This window comes from Acidicapsa dinghuensis (assembly GCF_025685685.1).
GTDB lineage: Bacteria > Acidobacteriota > Terriglobia > Terriglobales > Acidobacteriaceae > Acidicapsa > Acidicapsa dinghuensis.
In genome coordinates this window covers 205340-226437 of record NZ_JAGSYH010000008.1, presented here as the reverse complement: position 1 = coordinate 226437, position 21098 = coordinate 205340, and the positions used below count along the sequence as shown (strand labels likewise).

Here is a 21098-nt window from a genome sequence, read left to right as displayed (position 1 = left end):
GATGGGAAATGGTTAGGAAAGGGTCAAATGTAACGTAGGATCAAGGATGAAATGATTTGCCTTGCTCCATCATGGCAAGAATCAGTTGCATCCGTTTTTCTCTGGTTTCGGGCTTCTTTGCCGTTTCGAGGCGATAAACGATCGCATAAACATTAGCTCTGTTTAGCGTCTTGAAAAACGCCTCCGCTTTTTTACTTTTACTCAATTCCCTCAGAAAATCTTCCGGCGGGCTAGCATTCCTGGATGAAGCATAGGCGGTTTTCCATCGGCCATCAGCTTTTGCTGCTTCAACCGCCTCCATCCCCGCAGGGGTCATCTCTCCTGCTTTCATAAGGCGTTCCACATGTTGAGTGTTTATTTTCGACCAACCGCTTTTGGGGCGTCTTGGTGTGAATTTCTGGAGCCATGACAGTTTGTCGAAGGACTTCTTCTGACCATCGATCCAGCCATAGCAAAGCGCCTGATCAAGCGCTTCAGCATAGGTCAGGGGTTTCTCAAGCGGATCTTTTTTGAAAATGTGCAACCATATGCCCTCTGATTCCGCATGGTTTTTCTCCAACCAATGCCGGAAATCCACAGCTGTTTTGAAATGCAAGGTTTGCATACATTGTGTTCCTGTCTTGTATCTTCGCGATCTGCGATGGAGGATCTTTGGTATGGAATCGCTCCTACTCTGTCGTCTGTTGCTTGTCGCGAATCTCCATGCTCTGAATCAGGCCGTTATCGATGCGGTAGACGTGTTCGATCATCAGGTCCATGAGAAGTGCGCCGGTTTTATCGTGAACGACCTGATGCACTGAGACCGCGATGCGTCCGTCGGGCTCGGCTTGAAAGCCGACCGGATCGACATGGGGATCGAGGATGGCCCATTGGCGGGTCCAGTAGTCGCGCACTCCCTGATGACCGTGGACCCAGCCGCCTTCCATGCCGTTGGGCCACAGCACATCGGGTTGCATGAGGGCCAGCGTGTCTTCGAGTTCGCGTGCGTTGAAGTGCGCGTAGGCTGCGTTGAGAAGTTCGCGATCGTTCGTCATCTTCGGCTCCTAAGGTGAGAAGGTTGCTCAGGTGTGCGGAGGGACGGTGTCCGCGAGTGCTGACCGCTACATCCACGTTACAATAGAGAGAAGGGATGTGAGCGTTCGCGCTGGTTTTTAGCATCGGCGCACATGATGCTCGCGTCCAATGATGAAAGGGTTGCAACATCCCCGTGGGTTGGGCCTTTGGCAGCGAATCCACTGCAACCGTTTGCTTTCAACATCCCCGTTTGCGTGTCTCTCAGGCGCACAAACTGAAGGCGGAATATACGGTGACTTCTTTGTTAGAGGAAGTACCCGGGATCGAAGTCGATACCCGGCTATCTTGCAGTTTAGAGAATTATCTCGACCTGCCCGATCACACTATGGATGACCGCATTGCTGCTACGCGGGTCGCGCTTGGCTCTCGCGTGCTGCTGCTAGGCCATCACTACCAACGCGATGAAGTGATCCGTTTCGCTGACTATACCGGCGACAGCTACAAACTCTCGAAGGTTGCTGCGGAGACCGACGCGGATTATCTGATCTTTTGCGGCGTGCATTTTATGGCCGAGAGCGCCGATCTGCTTGGACGGCAGGACGCGAACGGCAACACGATTCAGCAGGTGATTCTGCCTGATCTGCACGCCGGCTGCTCGATGGCCGATATGGCAGAGATTTCGCAGGTGGAAGCTGCGTGGGAAGTGCTGGAAAAGCTGTGCTTGACCGATGGCCTGGTGCCGCTGACGTATATGAATTCGTCGGCTGCGATCAAGGCGTTTTGCGGTGAGCGTGGCGGACTGGTGTGTACTTCATCGAATGCGCGGGCGGCGTTTGAGTGGGCCTTTGTGCGTGGGCAGAGGATCTTCTTTTTGCCCGATCAACATCTGGGCCGCAACACTGGTTATGCGATGGGTATTCCGCTCGATGAGATGACGGTGTGGGATCCGTGGGCGCTGCAGGGTGGGCAAACGAAAGCTGCATTCGAGGCGAGCAGGATCATTCTTTGGAAAGGCCATTGCTCGGTGCATCAGCGTTTTTTGCCGGGGCATGTGGATCAGGTGCGCGCGAAGTATCCGGGCATTCAGGTGATTGTGCATCCGGAGTGCCGCTGGGAGGTTTGCCAGAAGGCCGATGCGCTGGGATCGACGGAGCGGCTGATTCAGATTGTGGAGGATGCGCCTTTGGGCTCGGTCTTCGCAATCGGGACGGAGATTCATCTGGTCAACAGGCTGGCGAAGCGCTTTGCGTCTGAGGGCAAGAAGATCATCACGCTTGATGATGCGGGATGTCTGTGCACGACGATGTATCGCATCAGTCCACAGCATCTGGCGTGGGCGCTGGAGAACCTGATCGAGGGCAATGTGGTCAATCGCATCCAGGTGCGCAAGCCGGTGAAGCACTGGGCGCGCATTGCGCTGGATCGCATGCTGGAGATTGGTCCGCGTAACTAGGTTCTTCGCAACTAGATCGCGCTCGAAGAGAATCTTCCGTGCAGTGTTTACGTGTTACTGAATTGTGATGCGCAGGTAACACGCAAGCACTGTTGCGGTGCTTTCTTTTGCGGTGCGAGGGGCGTATCCTTGAGGTAAGGATCCATACTCTCGGGCCGCGATTTTCTCATGAAGACTTTTACTCTCGATGAAGCGCAATCCATTCTGCCACTTGTTGAGTCGCTGCTGAAGCGGGCGATGGAGAACAAGGAAGCTGCCGAAGCGATTGACTCAGAGTTAAACGCGCTGTCGCGGCGTATTCAACTGACCGGCGGGATGAAGGTGGATGTTGGTAGCGTTGCGGTTCGGCGCGGGCTGATGGAAAAGCATGTGGGCCAGGCGCGTGAACTTGTAAGCGAGATCGATGAGATCGGTGTGCAGATCAAGGATCTGGATACCGGATTGCTGGATTTTCCTTGCCGCATTGATGATGAGATTGTGCTGCTGTGCTGGAAGAGCGGTGAAGCTGCGATTGAGCACTGGCACACGATGGAGTCGGGATTCAAAGGGCGGCAGCCGATTGATGAGCGCTTCCGGCGGAAGTCGGATTCGAATAATCGGCCGAACTAGCTTCGCATGAAAGCGTTCAAGGCATGTGATTGAAGTGCCTGATTCGCTGGTCTCTCCTGCAGATGGATTGCTCTTAAATCGAGAACTCTCTCGCAAGAAGAGATCGAATCTATTTCCATGGTTTGAGAGCTGGCCATAACGTCTGAAGGTCAGGGGTCAATCCAACGCAGTGATAAATTGGCTGGTTTTCATCAGGCCGTGCATAAGGATTGTCAGGGCGCGCAACGAGCACTAGAGATTTGCAACTCTTGACGTACTTCTCCGGTGAATCCTCGTCCATGAGAATCAGGCTTTGGCCTGTATAGTCTCGCGGACCCCAGATCCAATAGTTGTTGGCGGTGCTGATTGCCTTGGGCAAGCCGTACTTCGGCCCAAAGAGATCGACGGCCCCGGCGTCGCCATAGTTAGAGGCTCCAATTGCCGTTACTTTCTGCTCCTCGGGCGGCAGAGAGTGAACATACGCCGCTACTATCTTTACCCGCTCTTCCCACCCCATCATGTCGGCATAAATCTGCGGGAGCTGGCTTTCCGGCTGGTTCTCGAATTTCTGTTGCTGAATTCCCAGCTTCCTTGTGTACGCGATGTACTGTTCTATTGAAAGTAAAGGAATCGCAGTCGGTGCAATCAGCGCTCCAACCAAGAGCATCATCAATGCATAGACTGGCCGGAACCACTTAATCACGCGCGCATCCGTCAACTGCTCAAAAAATACTGCGCCGGGAGCGAAGACAACGGGATAGACCGGTGCAACGTAGTAGAACTTGCCCTTCAGCAGGAGCATGCATCCCAAAACGCTCAGGAATCCTCCGGCAAGAACCGCGTAGCGCTTGCCCCGGGGAGAAATCAAAAACCACAGCGCCAACACCACCAGAAGCGATGAGACAAATCCCATCATCTCCGACTGCTGCGCCAAATAAGGCAGCGGCGGCAGCATCACATCGCGTCCATTTTTCCGTACGCTGCTCACTAATTGAACGAAGGGGAAATTCCAATGAAGTTGCCAAAGGAAATTTGGGAGAGCGATAAGCGTGGCAAGACCAGCGCCTGCCCAGAACCAAGGCCGTGCAAAACTGCGGCGCAATTGCGAAAACGCAACGCCGACAAGGAGGCCGGCGACAAAAAACAGCACTCCGTATTTATTGAGCAGCGTAATGCCCGTCAAAACTCCGATCCACAACCAGTTCCTTTCGTTGCCTGTTTGAACAAGATCCACAAGAAACCATGCAATAAGCGTCCATAAGAGTGGATCGAAGGCATTCATCGTAAACAAATGCGAAAGCGTCAGGTAGATTGGCGCAACAAGTACGGCAAGCGAGGCCAGGAACATCGCCCAGCGCTTGCTCCCTAGTTTGCGGGCCAGCAGACCGGTCAACACGATGGAGCCTACATCGGCCAGCATCGGTAAGAGCCGCAGCGCATAGAGCGAAACCCCGATCGTATGCTCCAACAGCCAGGCAATCCACGCGATCAACGGGGGCTGATCCATGTATCCCCACGCTGGATGCTCTCCGCAAGCGAGGTAGTACAGTTCATCGCGGAAATATCCATAGTTACGCGCCGCCACGATGTAAATAGCAACGCGAACAAGCGCAACGCAGCAGACGATAGCCAAGCCTGATATCAAGCTATTTGAGGATGCACTGGGTTGAGAAACCGTGTCTTTTTTAATTTGTCGCCCCACTGGTTTAAGTTGCTGTGGTGCCGTGCGTACCATCATCACGAATCGATATGTCCTCGATCTGGGGTACGTACTTCGAAGGAACGTAGTTCAGTAGAACTGCGAGAAATTTCGAGATCGTCTTACTCTGCGCGCAGTGCGCGCGCCGGATCGATTGCAGCGGCGCGGCGTGCGGGCATGAGTGTGCCGATGATCGCCAGTAATGGCAGAATGCAGACTGCGATTGCCATTGAGACTGGATCGTGCTGCGAGGTCTGTACTAGCTGATCTTTCGCGAAGCGGCCAGCGAAGAATGCGAGCGGCAGACCGACGGCAACGCCCAAGGCTGCGAGCAGTGCGGCCTGGCGCAGAACCATCCACATGACATCGCTGCGTGAGGCGCCGAGGGCCATGCGAATGCCGATCTCCTGCGTGCGCTGCGAGGTGATGAAGGAGAGCACGCCGTAGATGCCGACGAGTGAGAGAACGAGCGCTGCTCCGGCGAATGTACCGAAGAGGACGAAGGCAAAGCGCGCGCCGGCGTAGCCGTACATGTCGAGCATCTGGCGCATGCTCATGGCGTCTACGATGGGTTGGTCTTTGTCGATGGCGTAAACGGCCTGGCGGACGGGGTTGAGCAGGCTATCCGCAGGCAGGCTGGTGGAGACGACTAGGGTGCCGGCGTTGCCTGGAGCCACGGTATAGGGCAGGAAGACGTGCGGGAAGTTTTCGTGGAAGCCGATGAAGAAGGGCATATCAGTGACGACGCCGACGATGGTGAAGGGTGTTTGTCCGAGCGCGGTCTTGCCATCGGCCTTGAACTCGGGCAATGCGATGGTGCGCCCGAGTGGGCTTGCTCCATTGAAGTAACGCTGGACGAAGTTCTGGCTGACCACGGCGTCGTGCGCCTTGGCTGATATTTCGCGCTCGTCGAGGAAGTGGCCGGCGGTTAATTTCAGTCCGGAGATATCGAGGTAGTTGGGATCGGTGAGATGGAGCGAGATGACGCGTTTGTCGACGGGCTGGCCGGGGATCTGGACGCGCTCGGCGTCGATATCCATGAATGGGTAGGCTGCGTCTATGGTTGCGTCCTGCACGCCGGGCAATGTGCGGACGCGATCGAGCAACTGGCGCGAGAAGCCGGTCTGGCTGTCGGGCGTGGGATAGCGTGTGTTGTCGAGCGGCAGTCCCATCATGAGCGTGCGGTCAGGCGGAAAGGGAACGGGAACGGACTCGACAGCAACGAGCGAGCGAATCATGAGCCCGGCGAGCATGAGCAATGCCAGCGAAAGAGCGATCTCGGTGATGACGAAGCCGCTGAGCAGGCGGCGTTGCGCGCGGCTGCCTCCGGAGCGAACGCTGTTGAGCACGGCAGCGAGGCGAGGGTTGGCGCTGTGCCATGCGGGCGCGAGGCCGAAGATCAGCACCGTGAGGAGCGCGACGCCGAGTGAGGCCATGAGCACTGGAGTATTCATCGCGACGTGGGCTTCGTCGGGGATGGTATCGCGCGGGACGATGCTCAGCATGGCCTGCAGACCTGCGTAGGCGATGCCAAGAGCTAGCGGCATCGCGGCGAGAGCGAGCAGCAGTGATTCGGTGAGTGTCTGCCGAACGAGCCGTACGCGCGAAGCTCCGATGGAGGCGCGGACCACAAATTCGTGTTCGCGGTTGACGGCGCGGGCGAGCAGCAGGCTCGATACGTTCACGCACGCGATGAAGAGGAGGACGAAAACTGAACCCAGCAGCAGATAGAGCGTGCTGGCGAGGTTGGACTTGAACATCTCGGGGAAGGTAAGGATGCCGAGGCGCAGGTCTTTGGGGAATAGGAATGGCGCGGCTTTGGAGAATTCGTCGAAGATGGGCTTGAGCTCAACCGCAGCCTGAGCGTCGGTGACTCCAGGCTTGAGGCGGCCTACGAGGGTGAAGTAGCGATGGCCCTCAATCTCGTATTGGTTGGTGATGGCGATGGGCAGGTAGACGTCGGCTCCGCGCCACAGGAAACGCGGTGGCATGACGCCGATGATGGTGCGAGGGTGGCCATCGACATCGAGCACGTGGCCCAGCACGGCGTTACTGCCGCTGTAATGCGCCTGCCAGTAGCGATAGCTGAGCAGGGCGACTTCTTCGTGGCCAGGGCGTACATCGTCTTCTGTGGTGCCGCGGCCGGCAACGGGATGCACGCCGAGCACGTCGAAGGTGTTGGGCGTGATGTAGTTGCCACGGATACGCTCTGGCTCAGGGCCACCGGTGAGCGTGACCATGCCGACGGTGGAAGCGGTGACGCCGTTGAAGATGTCGGTTTTGCTGGCAATTTCGAGAAACTGCTCGGGCGTGTATGCTCGCCAGTTGCATTCGGGCTGGTCAGGCTGGCAGAGCTTGGGAGTGGCGAGGGTATTTACATCTTTATAAGGAAAAGGATCGATGAGGACGCCGTAGGCGACGCTGAAGACGGCAGTAGTGGCACCGATGCCGAGCGCGAGCGTGAGGATGGTGGTGATGGCGAAACCGGGATTTCTAGCCAACTGGCGACGCGCGAAGCGAAGATCCTGGCTGAGACCGGTACGCAACGACTTCAGAATCTGCGCGAAGCCGGTATGATTTTCACGCTGCATCACTGCTCCTTCTGGACTCGATAGTTACTACCTCAACCGAGCCTGTTTACTGCGCAATTCATGCCAGGACCTGAGTAACGCCATGCATGATAGGGTCAAGCATATCCTCCGGTAGCTGCGCGGCAAATATCTTTTTGCATAGACCGTTACCTGCGAAGGGATCAGGCGCAGCTTTACGACGTTCGCCGCCAGGCCGCGGATTGTTTACTGGCGATAAGAGCCATGTCTTCGGGTTAACTTCCATGGAGTACAATTTTTGCGAAAACTTAAATCCTGATTTCAAATCCTGACTTCAAATTCTGGTTTCAAACCTTGGTTTAGGAGGAAGCGAATGGCGCGTCATAGCTATCCACAATCGCAGCAGCAGTCCTGCACCGCTGTCGCAATCATGGTCACCCTTGCCGAGTTGGGTAAGATACCCGATACCGACATCAACAAGCCTACCGAGATGAAGATATGGGGTCTGACGAAGCGATCTGCGATACAAGGCAAAGAAGAAATCATGCCTCACAGCGCAATACTGTATCTGACTTCCGAGGGAATGAAAACCGAGCTTCACCAGAACAAGATGATCACCAGTGGACTGAAGCAGGCAGCTGCGGACGACTATAAGGAATATAAAGCTGGCCTGAAGAGCGCGCAGATTACGCGAAGTGGAGCCTTGGATGTAACAACGGCGTTCAAGGACGATGCGCGGGTCTTTCTTATCGTGGGTTTCTACGAATCCCAAGCACTGAAGACCCATACAGTGCTGCTGCGCAAGGACAATGGAAAAATCTGGGCGATGAATCCAGATGGAGGCACCGATACGGAATACAGTGAAGCCGAGGTTCTGAATTTCATCTCTGGGCAGACGAATCCAGTGAATTTCGCCAATCGACCCTACCTTAGTGCGGGAATTGCTTATCGCGTCTGGTAGGACTAGAAGCTATCTCATATATGTCTTTGCGGTTTCACCAGACGATCTGAGACCCGCTTTGATTGCGGGTCTCGCACGAGGGCTTTTCTGTATTCACAGATTTATGAGAGCTTCTACGGGTTTCGATTCCAGCGAGCTTGCACCATATAGCTTCAAAAATGATTGCGGCGGTGTACAGATCTTCAAGTTGTAGGACAGGAGCCATATATCGCTTGCACGCGGTTCCGCTACAATCCGCCGAGAGGATTATGCCTCTTCGGAGAGCTTTCGCATGAGCCTATTTTCCGATGTTGTTTTGAGCGCGGCTGTTTGCGCTGCTTTGTTTTGCCAGCCGTGCCTGCTTGCGCAGACGTCCGCGGGCTCGAAGTTGTCAGCTCATTGGGAAGAACTGACCGGGCCTGATTTTGTCCAGGCTATAGTGCAGGCGAAAAATACCTGCGTGTTGCCGTTTGGCATTCTGGAAAAACATGGGCCTCACATGCCGATCGGCACCGATCTGCTGGATGTTCGATATGCTGTGCTGCACGCCGTTGAAAAGCAATATGCTGTGGTTTTTCCGGAGTATTACTTCGGCCAGATCGCCGAGGCGCGGCATGAGCCGGGGACGATGGCTTATCCGCGAGAGCTGCAACTGGCTTTGCTGCAGGCGACGACGGACGAGATGGGGCGTAATGGCTGCCGCAAGATTCTGATCGTGAATGGGCATGGAGGCAACAACAGTCTGCTGCCGTACTTTGCCCAGACACAGCTGGATAAGCCGCACGATTACATGGTTTATATTTTCGACGAGCGCACGCCGCCCTCGGGCGGTCCAAAGAAGAAGACGACGGTGGATGCGCATGCTGGTGAGAGCGAGACCTCGAAGATGATGATTGCGCGTCCTGATCTGCTGCATATGGATCGTGCGCAGTCGGAGTCGGGTGCGGATCAGCATCGCGAGAATCTTCCAGACGGCGTGTATACGGGCATCTGGTGGTATGCACGATTTCCGGATCACTATGCGGGGGATGGGTCAGCGGCGACGCGCGAGCTTGGCGAGTTCCAGATGAACTGGTGGATCGATTCGGTAGCGAATGCGATTAAGAGCATTCAGGCGGATGATGTAAGCCCGCGGCTGCAAAAAGAGTTTTTCGAGAAGAGTGAGCATCCGCTTGATACGCCGCAGTAGCCCGTGTTCTGCAAATGGGATGCGCGACGCCGTAGACTGTCTGCAATGTATATCTCTGAAGAGCAGATTCGCGGTGCGCTCAGCTACGAGGAGCTGATTCCCGCTATTCGCCGGGCATTGATCGATTATTCGACGGGCAAGGTGGAGCAGCCGCTGCGCAGTGTGTTGCGTGTGAAGGACGAAGCGGGTTCACCGACGGGGTGGTTCGCCGTGATGCCGGTGATTCATGGCCGGTATATGGCGGTGAAGACGGTGACGTTTTATCCGGGCAACGCGGCGCTTGGCAGGCACACTCACCTGGCGATGATTGAATTGCTCGATCGCGCGACGGGTGAGGCGATTGCCGCAATGGATGGCCGGCTGATTACGGAGATGCGCACGGCGGCGGTTTCGGCTGTGGCAGTGGAAACGCTTGCGCCTCGCGATACAACGACGCTGGGGATTCTTGGTGCTGGAGTACAGGCGCGAGCGCATATCGAGGCGCTGCGGCAGGTGTGGCCTGCGTTTCGAGAGGCAGACAGCATTCGAGTATGGAGCAGGAATGCAGATAAGGCGCAGGCGTTGGCAGATGAGATGGGAGCTGTGGCTGTGCCGATCGAGCACGCTGCGGATTCGGATGTAGTGATCACGGTAACGTCTGCTACGCAGCCGGTGCTGATGGGTAAGTGGCTGAGGCCGGATTCACTGGTTGTTGCCGTTGGAGCGGTCGGGCCGCAGCTTCGCGAACTGGATGACGAGGTGATGGCTGGATGCCTGATTGCTGAATCGCGGCAGGGATCGGAGAATGAATCTGGCGATGTCCGGCTTTCGGGCGCAAAGGTCTATGCCGAGCTTGGCGAGATCCTGGCTGGGACTGCAGTTCCGCCAGTGCGTGGCCGTCTTGTGTTCAAGTCGCTCGGCATGGCAATCGAAGACTTGACCGGTGCGGCGCTGGCTTGGGAGACGCTGCAGTGCGGATAGTTCACGATAACTTGAAACCTATTCCATTGGACACTGCACCGAATTTGAGCATACAGGGACTGTGGGAGGAGATACAGCGATGACTGCCGATTATTTAGTTAGTGCTGGAGGATGTTTGGGGAGAAAATAAGCAACCATGTGGGTGAAGGGATGCTGAAACGCACGAGAAAAATCCGCGAGTTCGAGGCGGAGCAAAGAAACTTCGCTTTCGCTGAAACGCTTCTGAGAAGTCATAGTGTCGAAGATCCACTATTCAAAGGAAGTTCCAATGCTCCGCTGGTTCAGCGCGTTGGTGCGGGGATATTCGGTAGTTTCTTCATCTTGGGTGGGGTAGCCTTCACAGGATTGGGGTTTGAGAGGAACAGCTGGGCTCCTGGAGTGGTTGCAATTGTGTGTTTTCTTATTGGCGGAAGAATGTTTCGAAATGCATTTAGGAAGGGCAAAACTAGACCAACCGAGAGGAAATAGCCCGTTCTTCTTGCGCTCAGCGACGGAGCTGGACGGAGACCGGAATCTGAAATCATACCATCGAGGATGCCCGAGGGTTTCGCTGCTGAAAATTGGGTTACGATAATCCCACGGCCAACACGCAACCTAGTATCAGCAAACGGACGGCAAATTGGATCAAAGGGCTATCACTGACTTATTTCCCGGTTGCATGCAAGGGAATAGTCTAAGGCTTGCCTCCCGTGTTCCAGACCGGACGCCAATTGGTGTCCGCCAGCCATCGCACTGGCTCGATCATCGACTGGATGGAGTTGGTGACGAAGTCGAAGTCGATGTGGGAGAGATCGTCGGATGGCTGGTGGTAATCCTTGTGGAGGCCATAGCTGGAGACGGTCTGCGCGATGATGCCGCGTTTCGCAAGTGCGTAGTTGTCGGAGCGCTGAAAGAAATGCTGATCCGGGTGTGGATCGGCAGAAATGGCCGCTCCGTGCTTGGCCAACTCCGGGCCTAGATCGGATCGTTCATAGCCGGTGAGCCAGAGGGTCTTGTTGGGCAGAGCCGGGTCCGGTCTGCCGATCATTTCGAATTCGAGATTGGCGACGATCTGAGTGAGTGGAACCGGAGGATGTTCCAGAAAATATTGGTTGCCGTAGCCGCCCAGTTCTTCCGATCCGAAGAGAACAAAGAGGATAGATCGCTTGGGACGCGGACCTTTACTGAGAGCGCGGGCGAGCTCAAGGACTGCCGTGGTGCCGGAGGCGTCATCGTCTGCACCGTTATAGATGGAGTCGCCGTTGACGGGATTGCCGAGACCGAGATGATCCTGATGTGCGGTGAGCAGGATTACGTCGGCTGCCGGAGCCGGAGCCGCTGGCGCGTCCGTGCCGCGCAGCAGGGCCAGCGTGTTCCATGTATCGGTGCGCTGGTTCTGGTCGAAGCCTTTTGCTTTCAGATAAGCTGCCAGCCGATCCGGAAAGGGATTCGGCAGCGGTGCGCGCTGGATGTAGGTGCTGTTTTCACCGGCCGGCTCCAGACCAAAGGACTGAAAGAGCGATGCGGTGTAAAGGGCGGCCAGGTGTTCGTCGCGCGTGCCTGAGCCGCGACCGTGCAGTTCGTCGCTGGCCAGAAAACCAAGGTCGGCACGCACGCATGGGGCGCAGATGGCATCGCTGTGTTTGGTTGCGGCGGAGGCGTATGGGAGAATTGCTAAGGCGGCGAGAAGCAGGGTGAAAACGCAGGTTGGCCGGGAACGCATGATCGGATTGTAAATGCAAGTTCCGGCAAGCGTTTAGCATGGTTTCTGCGTCTATCTATGCAGCGTAGAGCGTCCACGCCGATTGCAGGCTTTGGATGTGAGGTTTGCGCTATTCTGAGTTGGCGCCTTCCGCATTCGGGAGAATCCTGGCGCCGCTTCCTTACAGCCGCAGGCTGGGAGTCTGAAGAATGAGTCACGGGTTGTCTCCGCGCAGGTGGATCAGGTTGGGTGTAGCTGTGCCGCTAACGATGGCTCTCGGGCTGACGGGCTGCAGCGGTTTCTTTACGCCTGTCAACAACAATGGCGGCACCACGACCGGATCGACTACATACGCCTACGTCACAAACGTTAATAGCTCGGGGACTGGCGGAACGATCACCGAATATACGGATACCAGCGGCGTTTTGACAGCAGTAAGCGGCAGTCCGATTACGCTGCCGGCTTTACCAACCTCCATTGTTGTCGCGCCGAATAACGACTTTCTTTTTGTCGCCACGAGCCTTGGCGTCTTCGTTTATACGATCGGAACGGGCGGCGCGCTTACCGAAGGAAACAACGGGAATGTCGCGTATTTTAACCAGAATGGACTGATTCCGCAGTCCGTGGCGGTTGATGCTACCAGTTCGTGGCTGATCATTACCTATCAGAAGTCGACCGAAGTTGATGCTCTTCCGATCGACTCGACGCAAGGAGTGCCCACCGGAAGCGTGTATCCGGCGACATCGACATTTGCCGCAACAAATCCGACGGTGGTTATGTCACCGGCGAACGCGAACGTTTTTGTTTCCCTGGGCACAGGTGGAGTCAATGCCTTCGGCTTCAGCCCTACGGCAACAACGAGTACGCCGTGGGGCTCGCGTGTAGCGATTCCATTGACCTCAGGGGCGATAAACGTGGCTGACAATGCGGTCGCGGTCGATCCCACTTCGACATATCTGTATATAGCCGAAGCAAGCACGGCTACGACCGCGGTAGCCGGCTCGCTGCGCACCTTTCCTATTGCCAATCTGGTTACGAGCGCGGAAAAGGATGTACCCGTGGGCATTGGCCCCTCGGCGATACTTGCCGAGCCGACCGGGTCATATGTGTACGTGACGAACGAGTCGGACGGCACAATCTCAGGTTTCTCAGCCAGCGCGGGCGTTTTGACTGCTTTGAGTGGATCGCCTTTCTCGACTGGAAAGCTACCCGTGGGCATTGCCGAAGACAGTACAGAGAGCTACGTGTCAGTGATCGGCTACGGAACGAATCCGAACCTGTGGCTGTACAAGTACGATGCGACGACTGCAGGAACGCTGGATGTGCAGACGACGGCGACGACAGCATCCTCCAATCCATCGCTGTCGAACGGTATTGCGCTTTCGCATTAAACAAGAGCAATTGACTCAAGGGATGCGCCTTGTGACCGTAGTACCGCGATTCGCCGCGGTTAAGTAGGGGCTTTGCTATCCTTAAGCCAGACTGCGGTACCGTGACCCTGTTTTTTATTCCATCCTTTCGTTCACGACTGTGCGACGCTTCACGCGCTCTGCGTTTGCGCAACGTACTAGCTGGTCTCACACTCTCGACTGTGATGCTTGCCGGCTGCTCCCGTTTTCATGTCAAGCCGCAGGAGCATGTGTACGTTTCTGCGCGGCAGGTGTACCTGCATGATCGCGTGGCTGCCGTATCGAATCGCGTTGCTCTGGTGACCAATGGCGAGGCACTCGAAGTTTTGGAACGCGGCAAGCGGTTTGTAAAGGTGAAAACACCCAAGGGCGAGATCGGCTGGCTTGAGGATCACTCCATCATTGACGACAGCACCTACGCACAGTTCGAGGATCTGGCAAAGAAGCATGCGAACGATCCAGTGGTGGCGAATGGAGTGCTGCGCGACGATCTCTATATGCACGTTCTGCCGGGGCGCGAGACACAGCATTTTTTGTTGATTCCGGGTAACGCCAAGGTACAGATGCTTGAGCGAGGGATGGTGCCGAAGGTGCAGCCAGGAGCGCCGTTGCCTGCTGTGAACGCAAAGACGCCGTCGGCTTATCGGCCAAACTCCGGTTCGACGACAGCCTCTTCCGGCAAAGCTGTCGCACGGAATGCGGGCCTGGAAACGGAACAGCCAGCGCCACCGCCGATGGAAGACTGGTGGCTGGTGCGCGACGCGAGCGGACATACGGGATGGCTGCTCGCGAATCGAGTGGATGTGGATGTGCCCGATGAGGTTGGGCAATATTCAGAAGACCAACGCATGATTGCCGCGTATCCGCTGACGACCGTAATTGACGATGGCAGCGGACGCGAGGCTAAGCGGGGCAAGAAGGGCAAAGAGCGCGAGACCATGATCTCGGATAGCGGTGACGGTGCATCTGCCGATGGTTCCGCTGCGCCGGCTGCACCGAAGAAGATGACGGAATATGTGACGGTGCTTGCTCCTCCGAAGAATGGCCTGCCGTATGACTTTGATCAGGTGCGCATATTCACCTGGAGCCTGAATCATCACCGGTACGAGACGGCGTATCGTATGCGCGGCTTGCGTGGCTACCTGCCTGTAACGATTACGCATGAAAATGTGAATGGGCAGGATGAGCCGGTTTTCAGCTTCGCCATCGCAAATGGACAGGATGTGAAAGTGGATTCGGAAACGGGAGTTACGCACCCTGTTTCAGAGCGGACTATTTCGTTTCGCCTGGAGGGAAATATGGTGAAGCGGACGGGTGCGGATATGGCGCCGATTATACTGGGTCACGACTCCGCAGATGCCGCCAAGGCTAAAGCTCCGAAAAAGAAGAGGCGATGAACCGATCCTTGAAACTGTCTCCGATTGCGACTGTGGCCGCAATGGCCGTTGTATGCTCCGCGCTGTTTGCTCAGAAGCAGCCTGTCGATTATGTAGACCCGAATATCGGCAGCATTGGCATTCTGCTGACCGCGACGATGCCATACGTGCAATGGCCGCATGGCATGGCGCGCATTGCGCCGATTACGACGCCGGGCATCCAGGATCGTTATCTTGCGGACAAGATTTATGGATTTCCAGCAGGGCCTGCGGTGTTGATGGCCTCGACCGGCGAAGCGAGTACTTCGTTTGCTGCGTATGCGTCGGATTTCGATCATGATTTCGAGACTGCGACTCCGTATGAGTATGCGGCGGATTTGCAAACATGGAAGATCCACGCAGACCTGACGGCCAGCCGGGAAGCTGTCTACTATCGCTTTACGTTTCCGGCGTCGCAGCACGCGCATTTGGCTCTGAGCCTTGGCAAGAAAAGCCACATTGAGGTTGTGAACGACCATGCGGTGCAGGGAAGTGAAGAGCTCGATGGACCTATTGGGCAGCTCGTTCATGCATCGGGTACGACATCGCAGTATTTTTATGCGGAGTTTTCGAAACCCATCGCTTCGTATCAGACGTGGGCTGGAACTCAGCTTGCTCACGCGGCGCAACAGAGCGGCAATCACATCGGGTTTGTTTCGGATGCAACGGCGCAGGCTGGCGATGTAGTCGAGGTGCGGGTCGGCATCTCGTACATCAGCACGGAGCAGGCAAAGAGCAATCTGGAGCGCGAGATTCCAACGTGGGATTTTGCGAAGCTGAAAAGCGCTACGCGTGATGAATGGAACAGCGCTCTTGGCAAAGTGGATACTGTTGGAGGTACCGAAAAACAGCGGACGATTTTCTACACGGCGCTGTGGCGGTCGATGGGCCGTATGACTGATATCACCGAAGATGGGCGCTATTTCAGCGGATACGACTACAAGGTACACAATGCCGACGGGCACGATTTTTACATCGATGACGGTATGTGGGACACGTATCGCTCGCTGCATCCGTTGCAGATATTGCTCGATGCGCACCGGCAGGAAGACATGGTGCGCTCGTATATCCGCATGTATGAGCAGAGCGGATGGATGCCATCGTTCCCCTCAGTGGCGGGCGATCAGCAGGTGATGATTGGGCATCACGCGTCGCCGATGATTCTCGATCTCTACAACAAGGGCTATCGCGACTTTGATGTGCAGCAGGCTTATGCGGCGATGAAGAAGAATGCGACAGAAACGACGCTGCTGCCGTGGAATCGCGGGCCGCTGACAAGCCTCGACAAGGTGTATTTCGATAAAGGGTTCTTTCCTGCGTTGGCGTGGGGCGAGAAAGAGACTGTGCCGGCTGTGACGGGTGAGAAGCGTCAGGCTGTTTCTGTCACGATTGAAAACAGCTATGACGACTGGAGCGTGGCGCAGCTTGCCAAAGCTCTTGGTAAGGAACAGGATGCCACCTATTTCACAAAGCTCGCGCACAACTATGCCAATCTCTATAATCCAGCAATCGGATTCATGGCTCCGAAGAGTGCGGATGGTAACTGGGTTGTGCATTTCGATCCGAAGCTAGGTGGTGGGCAGGGTGGTCGTGATTACTTTACGGAAGTAGATGCGTGGCTCTATACGTTTGGCGTCCAGCATGATGTTGCCGGCATGATCCAACAAATGGGCGGACGCGATAAGTTCAATGCGAAGCTTGACCGGCTCTTTGTTGAGCAGTACGGCACGTCGAAGTTTGCGTTTCTTGGGCAGTTTCCGGATGCGACGGGGCTTGTCGGACTTTATGCGCAGGGTAACGAGCCTAGCTTCCACATCCCGTATCTCTACGATTTTTCAGGCCAGCCGTGGAAGACGCAGAGGCGCGTGCGTCAGTTGATGGATGTCTGGTATGGTGATGGGCCGCTTGGCATTCCGGGGGATGATGATGGTGGCGAAACGTCGTCGTGGTATGTGCTGAGCGCGATGGGTTTTTATCCTGTGTGTCCCGGCAGCCCGGTGTATGAGATCGGCAGCCCGATCTTTGAGAAGACTGTGATTCGCATGGGCAATGGGAAGGATTTCACGATTGAAGCGCACAATGTTTCGGCGCAGAACAAGTACGTCCAGTCGGCTCAATTGAATGGCGAGCCGCTCAATAAGCCGTGGTTCCTTCATGCGGATATCGATCAAGGTGGAACGCTGGTGCTGGAGATGGGCGACAAGCCGAACTACTCGTGGGGCAGCGCGTCGAGCGATGCGCCGCCTTCGATGTCGAATCCACAGCCGTAGTTTTTCGGAACAGTTATCGTGCAGTGTTGTAGGGGCTTACGTCGATGGTTGTTGCGGGATGGGTCTGGTCAGCATTCGCTATATGCACAATGCCGCGGGCTGCATCGACCGCAAGCGCGTACGGAGCATGCCCAGCGGCAATAGCGGCGATCGCGCGATTCGATGCGCCGTCGATGATGGTGACGCTGTTGCTTTGAGTATTTGCGACATAGATGCGATTGTGCAGGGAGTCAACGGCAACGGCTTCGGGACGGTGGCCTGTGGGGATGGTTGCGATGACTGCATTGTTTGAGCCATCTATGACGGTGATGCTGTTGTCGGCGTAGTTCGCGGTGTAGACGCGATTCGTCTTCGTGTTCACTGCTACAGCGCAGGGAATGTTGCCGGTCTTGATATGGTGGATCGTAGATTCGCTGCGCTGCATAATAGCAAGCTCCGCATTGTTTGGGCGCGTAACGTAGAGTGTGCCGGTAGCATCGCTCACCGCTATGCCCCATGCGTGCATGCCTACGGCGGTCGCTGCTATCGCGTGTGTGGTGCCGTCCATCGTCTTGAGATTGCCACCTTCGTAACTGAGCATGTAGACGGAACCGGTTGTGTGATCGACAGTGATCAGATCGGGTGAGCCGGCGACCACGCTCGACACTTGATCTGTCTCTGCATCGATGATCATCAGGTGATTGTTGTAGGTGCGCGTGACATAGATTTTTCCGGTTTTTGAATCGGCGGCTATGGAGTAAGGATGATCGCCGACCTTGAGCGTTGCGATAACGGCATCGTTTTGTCCGTCGATAACGCTGACAGTTCCATCGTCGGCGTTGAGTACATAAGCGCGCCCATTGGCGGTGTCTGCCGCTATCGACACCGGGCCTGCGCCAACCGTGACATAGCTGGTTTTGCCGGTTGCATCGTTGGTGATGGTAACGCGCCGGCCATACTGATCAACCACATATGCTTTGCCGGAGGACGTGTTGAATGCCGCAGCGGCGGGATTTAGCAATCCTACGTCTGGAGCACCGCCAGGCGCTGCGAACGCGTACGATGCAGCAACAAGAAGCGCAGGCGCGATGACGGCGAATCGCGCAACGCGACGCACGCGAAGTCGGCATTGACGAGAAAGTTCTGCTATGCAGGGCGTGGTGTGGGTGAGATACTTCATGTTGTTTACTAAGTATCTGTCGCGAAGCCTGAGTGTGCAACGAAAGAATTTTCGTATTCGCACAGATGCACGGAGGACGAGCCTGCTGATGTCTGTTTTGAATCATGTGCAAACTGCAAGATTGAAGGTGTGGCGTCGAGTTACCGCGCTTATTTTCTGCACGATTGCTCTGTGGATGCCTTTCACAGCACAGTCTCAGGAGAGCAAACCAAAGTTTCGCGTGATAGCAATTGCCGAAGCCGGCGGCATCCATAAGCCATTTGTGGATGCGGCGAAGATCTGGCTGGCGAAGGAAGCGGCGGCTGACAATTTTGCCATCGACTATATCCAGAATACGGACAAGATCAACGACGAATTCCTTTCGCATTATCAACTCTTTATCCAGCTCAACTATCCGCCGTACGCGTGGAAGCCGGCGGCGGTTGAGGCTTTCAAGCGTTACATCGAAGAGGGGCGAGGCGGATGGATAGGGTTTCATCATGCGACGCTGCTCGGTGAGTTCGATGGCTACCCGATGTGGCAGTGGTTCTCGGATTTTATGGGTGGCATTCGGTATACGCAGTACATCGCGACCTTTGCGACTGCAACTGTGCATGTAGAGGCGACAGATCACCCTGTCATGAAGGGTGTTCCGAAGAGCTTTGTAGTCAAGGATGAGGAGTGGTACACGTATAACAAATCACCTCGGCCTAACGTGCATGTGCTGGCCACTGTCGATGAGAACTCGTACACACCGAACACGAATATCAAGATGGGTGGCGATCATCCGGTGATCTGGAGCAACGAGCACATGAAGGCTCGCAATGTGTACATCTTCATGGGGCACCATCCGGATCTGTTTGAGAATGCTGCTTACACCACGATCTTTCACAATGCAATTCTGTGGGCTAGCCAGAAATGATTCGTCTTCTCTTTCGTTATCTGTCCGTTGCGCTCTTGATGGCGTTTTGCCTGCCTGTTGCACATGCGGAGCATCGCCATTTTCACGTGCTGGCTTTCTGCTCCACCAATGTGGAGAAGGATCACGTTCTCTTTGCTGAACAGGCAATGAAGTACTATGCCGCGCTGGCGAAGAAAGATGAATTTGATTTTGCGACGACGAGCAACTGGGACGATCTGAACGAGACGCGCCTGAAGGATGTGCAGGTAGTGTTGTGGCTCGATGATTTTCCGCATACCGATGCGCAGCGCAAGGGATTCGAAGAATACATGAACCATGGCGGCGGATGGCTTGGGTTTCACATTGCCGCATTCAATGATGAGGGAACGCATTGGCCGTGGTTTGTTGATTTTCTTGGAGGGACAGTTTTCTATGGCAACAGTTGGCCTCCACTGCCGGCGCTGCTGGACGTAGAGGATCACGCAAGTCCGGTCACGAAAGGCCTTCCAGCGACGTTCACTTCTCCAATAAACGAGTGGTACATCTGGAAGCCGAGCCCGAGGCTCAACAAAGATGTGAAGGTGCTGCTGTCACTTGACCAATCGAATTTTCCGCTTGGCCTTAAGGACACAATTCGCGGCGGTGATGTGCCCGTGGTTTGGACGAACACGCGCTATCGCATGCTCTATATCAACATGGGCCATGGCGAAAAGATATTCGATAGTCCGATACAGAATCGGCTCTTCGATAATGCGTTATTGTGGCTTGGCTCTACTGTTCCATAACGCCATATTGAAAACGTGGCGGGAGACGGCAGCCGTTGCGCTCGATCATGGCGAGCGTGAGCGCCTGGGGGACCAGGATCCCGGTGATGCCTTCCCACGGTTCAGCGACGGCCTCCAACTTGATTGGATAAAGCGTGGCCGTTGCTTCGTGCTCTTCTGCGGATACGAGTACGACCTTGCCACCGCGTCGATTGCACTCCTGTGCGAGCTTGACTCCTAACGATGCTGCCCGGCCGAGCGCAAAGATGATAGCGACGTGAGTTGCGTCTACGTCGAGATTGGGACCATGCTTGAAGCCTGCGCCAGTATGCGGCGCGGCGCGGAATCCGCTCATCTCGCGGATTGTGAGGGCACCCATAATGGCTGCACCGTATGCTGCGCCGCGCCCGATGATCTCGATGTTTGCCGCGCCTCGGCAGAAAGTTTCGATTTCTGAACGTTGCGCGAAGATTTTGTCGAGATGTGTCGTGACAACATTTGTCGCATGCCGAGCTTCTTCTATCCAGGACTGGCCGAGTATCTCGGCAGCAGTGATGATGGCGGCGGCAGTGGCGTTGGTATACGTCTTGGTGGCATTGCCGTATTCAGGACCGGCCAGGATCGGAAGCCGATGTTCAGCGAGATTCCAGCAGGTACTAGCGGTGTTGTTGCAGATGAGACCGAGCCTGGAAAGCGTGCCGGATTTCATCAACTCGACCAACTCTGCGCTTTCGCCGGATGTGGTGAGTAGTATCGAGAGTGATGCTTCCTTCCATGTGCTGACGCCGTAATGGAGCCATTCGCCTGCATCGAGAACGAAAGAGGAACGGCCATGCGACTGTAGATGTGTCGCGCCCGCGATCGCCGAGCAGTAGGATGCTCCCATGCCAAGGAACAAGACGGAGCCTGGTTGCTGTGCCAACTGCCTCAGTTGGGCGAGTTCTTCACAGACGGTGGGATCGGACGAATAAGCCTCAATAAGTGTGCGCAGCTTTTCCGGCTGCTGACGGCATTCGAGCTCCAGAATTTCGGTGCCTGTGGCGCTTAACAGCTCTTTCGGCGGCTCTACGCCTCCAACCCATCGTGGCGATGTTTGCGTTGCTGACCGCATGCGTGCTTCCTCCCCGA

17 protein-coding genes are annotated in these 21098 nt (G+C 55.7%); 10 read left to right on the top strand and 7 right to left on the bottom strand.

Annotated elements, in window-relative coordinates:
* Window positions 1–40 precede the first annotated feature (40 nt).
* The gene (locus OHL22_RS21905; protein WP_263341897.1) at window positions 41–604 is read right to left on the bottom strand and encodes a YdeI/OmpD-associated family protein; all 564 of its coding nucleotides are present in this window, start codon (window positions 602–604) and stop codon (window positions 41–43) included.
* A gap of 64 nt (window positions 605–668) precedes the next feature.
* A complete protein-coding gene (locus OHL22_RS21900; protein WP_263341896.1) occupies window positions 669–1034 on the bottom strand; it encodes a nuclear transport factor 2 family protein in 366 nt (121 codons plus the stop codon).
* A gap of 272 nt (window positions 1035–1306) precedes the next feature.
* Here OHL22_RS21900 and nadA point away from each other — a divergent pair, with 272 nt between their 5' ends.
* The gene (gene nadA, locus OHL22_RS21895) at window positions 1307–2467 is read left to right on the top strand and encodes a quinolinate synthase NadA (protein ID WP_263341895.1); all 1161 of its coding nucleotides are present in this window, start codon (window positions 1307–1309) and stop codon (window positions 2465–2467) included.
* A gap of 168 nt (window positions 2468–2635) precedes the next feature.
* Window positions 2636–3076, top strand: coding sequence for a DUF2203 domain-containing protein (locus OHL22_RS21890; RefSeq protein WP_263341893.1), 441 nt, complete (start codon window positions 2636–2638; stop codon window positions 3074–3076).
* A 109-nt stretch (window positions 3077–3185) separates the two neighbouring features.
* On the opposite strand, the gene OHL22_RS21885 is transcribed toward OHL22_RS21890, so the two are convergent.
* A complete protein-coding gene (locus tag OHL22_RS21885; protein ID WP_263341891.1) occupies window positions 3186–4688 on the bottom strand; it encodes a glycosyltransferase family 39 protein in 1503 nt (500 codons plus the stop codon).
* Between the two features lie 188 nt (window positions 4689–4876).
* Complete coding sequence (locus tag OHL22_RS21880) at window positions 4877–7345, bottom strand: ABC transporter permease (RefSeq protein WP_263341890.1); 2469 nt, start codon at window positions 7343–7345, stop codon at window positions 4877–4879.
* Between the two features lie 331 nt (window positions 7346–7676).
* On the opposite strand from OHL22_RS21880, the gene OHL22_RS21875 reads away from it, so the two are divergent.
* The 3 genes from OHL22_RS21875 to OHL22_RS21865 all read left to right on the top strand — a co-directional run bounded on the left by OHL22_RS21875 (window position 7677) and on the right by OHL22_RS21865 (window position 10392).
* The gene (locus tag OHL22_RS21875; RefSeq protein WP_263341888.1) at window positions 7677–8264 is read left to right on the top strand and encodes a hypothetical protein; all 588 of its coding nucleotides are present in this window, start codon (window positions 7677–7679) and stop codon (window positions 8262–8264) included.
* A gap of 271 nt (window positions 8265–8535) precedes the next feature.
* Window positions 8536–9432 carry a creatininase family protein gene (locus OHL22_RS21870; RefSeq protein WP_263341886.1) on the top strand — a complete coding sequence of 299 codons (897 nt, stop codon included), beginning with the start codon at window positions 8536–8538 and terminating at the stop codon, window positions 9430–9432.
* A 45-nt stretch (window positions 9433–9477) separates the two neighbouring features.
* Window positions 9478–10392, top strand: coding sequence for an ornithine cyclodeaminase family protein (locus OHL22_RS21865; RefSeq protein ID WP_263341884.1), 915 nt, complete (start codon window positions 9478–9480; stop codon window positions 10390–10392).
* Between the two features lie 673 nt (window positions 10393–11065).
* Here OHL22_RS21865 and OHL22_RS21860 read toward each other — a convergent pair.
* Entirely contained in the window at window positions 11066–12094 is a 1029-nt protein-coding gene (locus tag OHL22_RS21860; protein WP_263341882.1) for a M28 family peptidase, read from the bottom strand.
* Between the two features lie 188 nt (window positions 12095–12282).
* On the opposite strand from OHL22_RS21860, the gene OHL22_RS21855 reads away from it, so the two are divergent.
* From OHL22_RS21855 to OHL22_RS21845, 3 genes are all read left to right on the top strand, one after another.
* Complete coding sequence (locus tag OHL22_RS21855) at window positions 12283–13464, top strand: lactonase family protein (RefSeq protein ID WP_263341881.1); 1182 nt, start codon at window positions 12283–12285, stop codon at window positions 13462–13464.
* A gap of 164 nt (window positions 13465–13628) precedes the next feature.
* Entirely contained in the window at window positions 13629–14879 is a 1251-nt protein-coding gene (locus OHL22_RS21850; protein WP_263341880.1) for an SH3 domain-containing protein, read from the top strand.
* On the top strand, window positions 14876–17167 hold the full coding sequence (locus OHL22_RS21845) for a GH92 family glycosyl hydrolase (RefSeq protein WP_263341879.1): 2292 nt from the start codon (window positions 14876–14878) through the stop codon (window positions 17165–17167). Before OHL22_RS21850 ends, OHL22_RS21845 begins: the two co-directional genes overlap by 4 nt.
* A 13-nt stretch (window positions 17168–17180) precedes the next feature.
* On the opposite strand, the gene OHL22_RS21840 is transcribed toward OHL22_RS21845, so the two are convergent.
* Window positions 17181–18326 (bottom strand): YVTN family beta-propeller repeat protein, encoded by a 1146-nt coding sequence (locus OHL22_RS21840; protein WP_263341878.1) that lies wholly within the window; start codon window positions 18324–18326, stop codon window positions 17181–17183.
* A gap of 88 nt (window positions 18327–18414) precedes the next feature.
* On the opposite strand from OHL22_RS21840, the gene OHL22_RS21835 reads away from it, so the two are divergent.
* Together OHL22_RS21835 and OHL22_RS21830 are read left to right on the top strand one after the other, a co-directional pair.
* Window positions 18415–19227 carry a ThuA domain-containing protein gene (locus tag OHL22_RS21835; protein WP_263341877.1) on the top strand — a complete coding sequence of 271 codons (813 nt, stop codon included), beginning with the start codon at window positions 18415–18417 and terminating at the stop codon, window positions 19225–19227.
* Window positions 19224–19991 (top strand): ThuA domain-containing protein, encoded by a 768-nt coding sequence (locus OHL22_RS21830; RefSeq protein ID WP_263341876.1) that lies wholly within the window; start codon window positions 19224–19226, stop codon window positions 19989–19991. Before OHL22_RS21835 ends, OHL22_RS21830 begins: the two co-directional genes overlap by 4 nt.
* On the opposite strand, the gene OHL22_RS21825 is transcribed toward OHL22_RS21830, so the two are convergent.
* A complete protein-coding gene (locus OHL22_RS21825; protein ID WP_263341874.1) occupies window positions 19978–21081 on the bottom strand; it encodes an SIS domain-containing protein in 1104 nt (367 codons plus the stop codon). The two genes, OHL22_RS21830 and OHL22_RS21825, sit on opposite strands and share 14 nt — an antisense overlap.
* Window positions 21082–21098: the final 17 nt, after the last annotated feature.

What these genes read in the sequence shown, in the direction of transcription:
- OHL22_RS21905 (WP_263341897.1), bottom strand. Translation starts at nt 604, where the DNA reads ATGCAAACCTTGCATTTCAAAACAGCTGTGGATTTCCGGCATTGGTTG.
- OHL22_RS21900 (WP_263341896.1), bottom strand. Translation starts at nt 1,034, where the DNA reads ATGACGAACGATCGCGAACTTCTCAACGCAGCCTACGCGCACTTCAAC.
- OHL22_RS21890 (WP_263341893.1), top strand. Translation starts at nt 2,636, where the DNA reads ATGAAGACTTTTACTCTCGATGAAGCGCAATCCATTCTGCCACTTGTT.
- OHL22_RS21880 (WP_263341890.1), bottom strand. Translation starts at nt 7,345, where the DNA reads ATGCAGCGTGAAAATCATACCGGCTTCGCGCAGATTCTGAAGTCGTTG.
- OHL22_RS21875 (WP_263341888.1), top strand. Translation starts at nt 7,677, where the DNA reads ATGGCGCGTCATAGCTATCCACAATCGCAGCAGCAGTCCTGCACCGCT.
- OHL22_RS21870 (WP_263341886.1), top strand. Translation starts at nt 8,536, where the DNA reads ATGAGCCTATTTTCCGATGTTGTTTTGAGCGCGGCTGTTTGCGCTGCT.
- OHL22_RS21865 (WP_263341884.1), top strand. Translation starts at nt 9,478, where the DNA reads ATGTATATCTCTGAAGAGCAGATTCGCGGTGCGCTCAGCTACGAGGAG.
- OHL22_RS21860 (WP_263341882.1), bottom strand. Translation starts at nt 12,094, where the DNA reads ATGCGTTCCCGGCCAACCTGCGTTTTCACCCTGCTTCTCGCCGCCTTA.
- OHL22_RS21855 (WP_263341881.1), top strand. Translation starts at nt 12,283, where the DNA reads ATGAGTCACGGGTTGTCTCCGCGCAGGTGGATCAGGTTGGGTGTAGCT.
- OHL22_RS21845 (WP_263341879.1), top strand. Translation starts at nt 14,876, where the DNA reads ATGAACCGATCCTTGAAACTGTCTCCGATTGCGACTGTGGCCGCAATG.
- OHL22_RS21840 (WP_263341878.1), bottom strand. Translation starts at nt 18,326, where the DNA reads ATGAAGTATCTCACCCACACCACGCCCTGCATAGCAGAACTTTCTCGT.
- OHL22_RS21835 (WP_263341877.1), top strand. Translation starts at nt 18,415, where the DNA reads ATGTCTGTTTTGAATCATGTGCAAACTGCAAGATTGAAGGTGTGGCGT.
- OHL22_RS21830 (WP_263341876.1), top strand. Translation starts at nt 19,224, where the DNA reads ATGATTCGTCTTCTCTTTCGTTATCTGTCCGTTGCGCTCTTGATGGCG.
- OHL22_RS21825 (WP_263341874.1), bottom strand. Translation starts at nt 21,081, where the DNA reads ATGCGGTCAGCAACGCAAACATCGCCACGATGGGTTGGAGGCGTAGAG.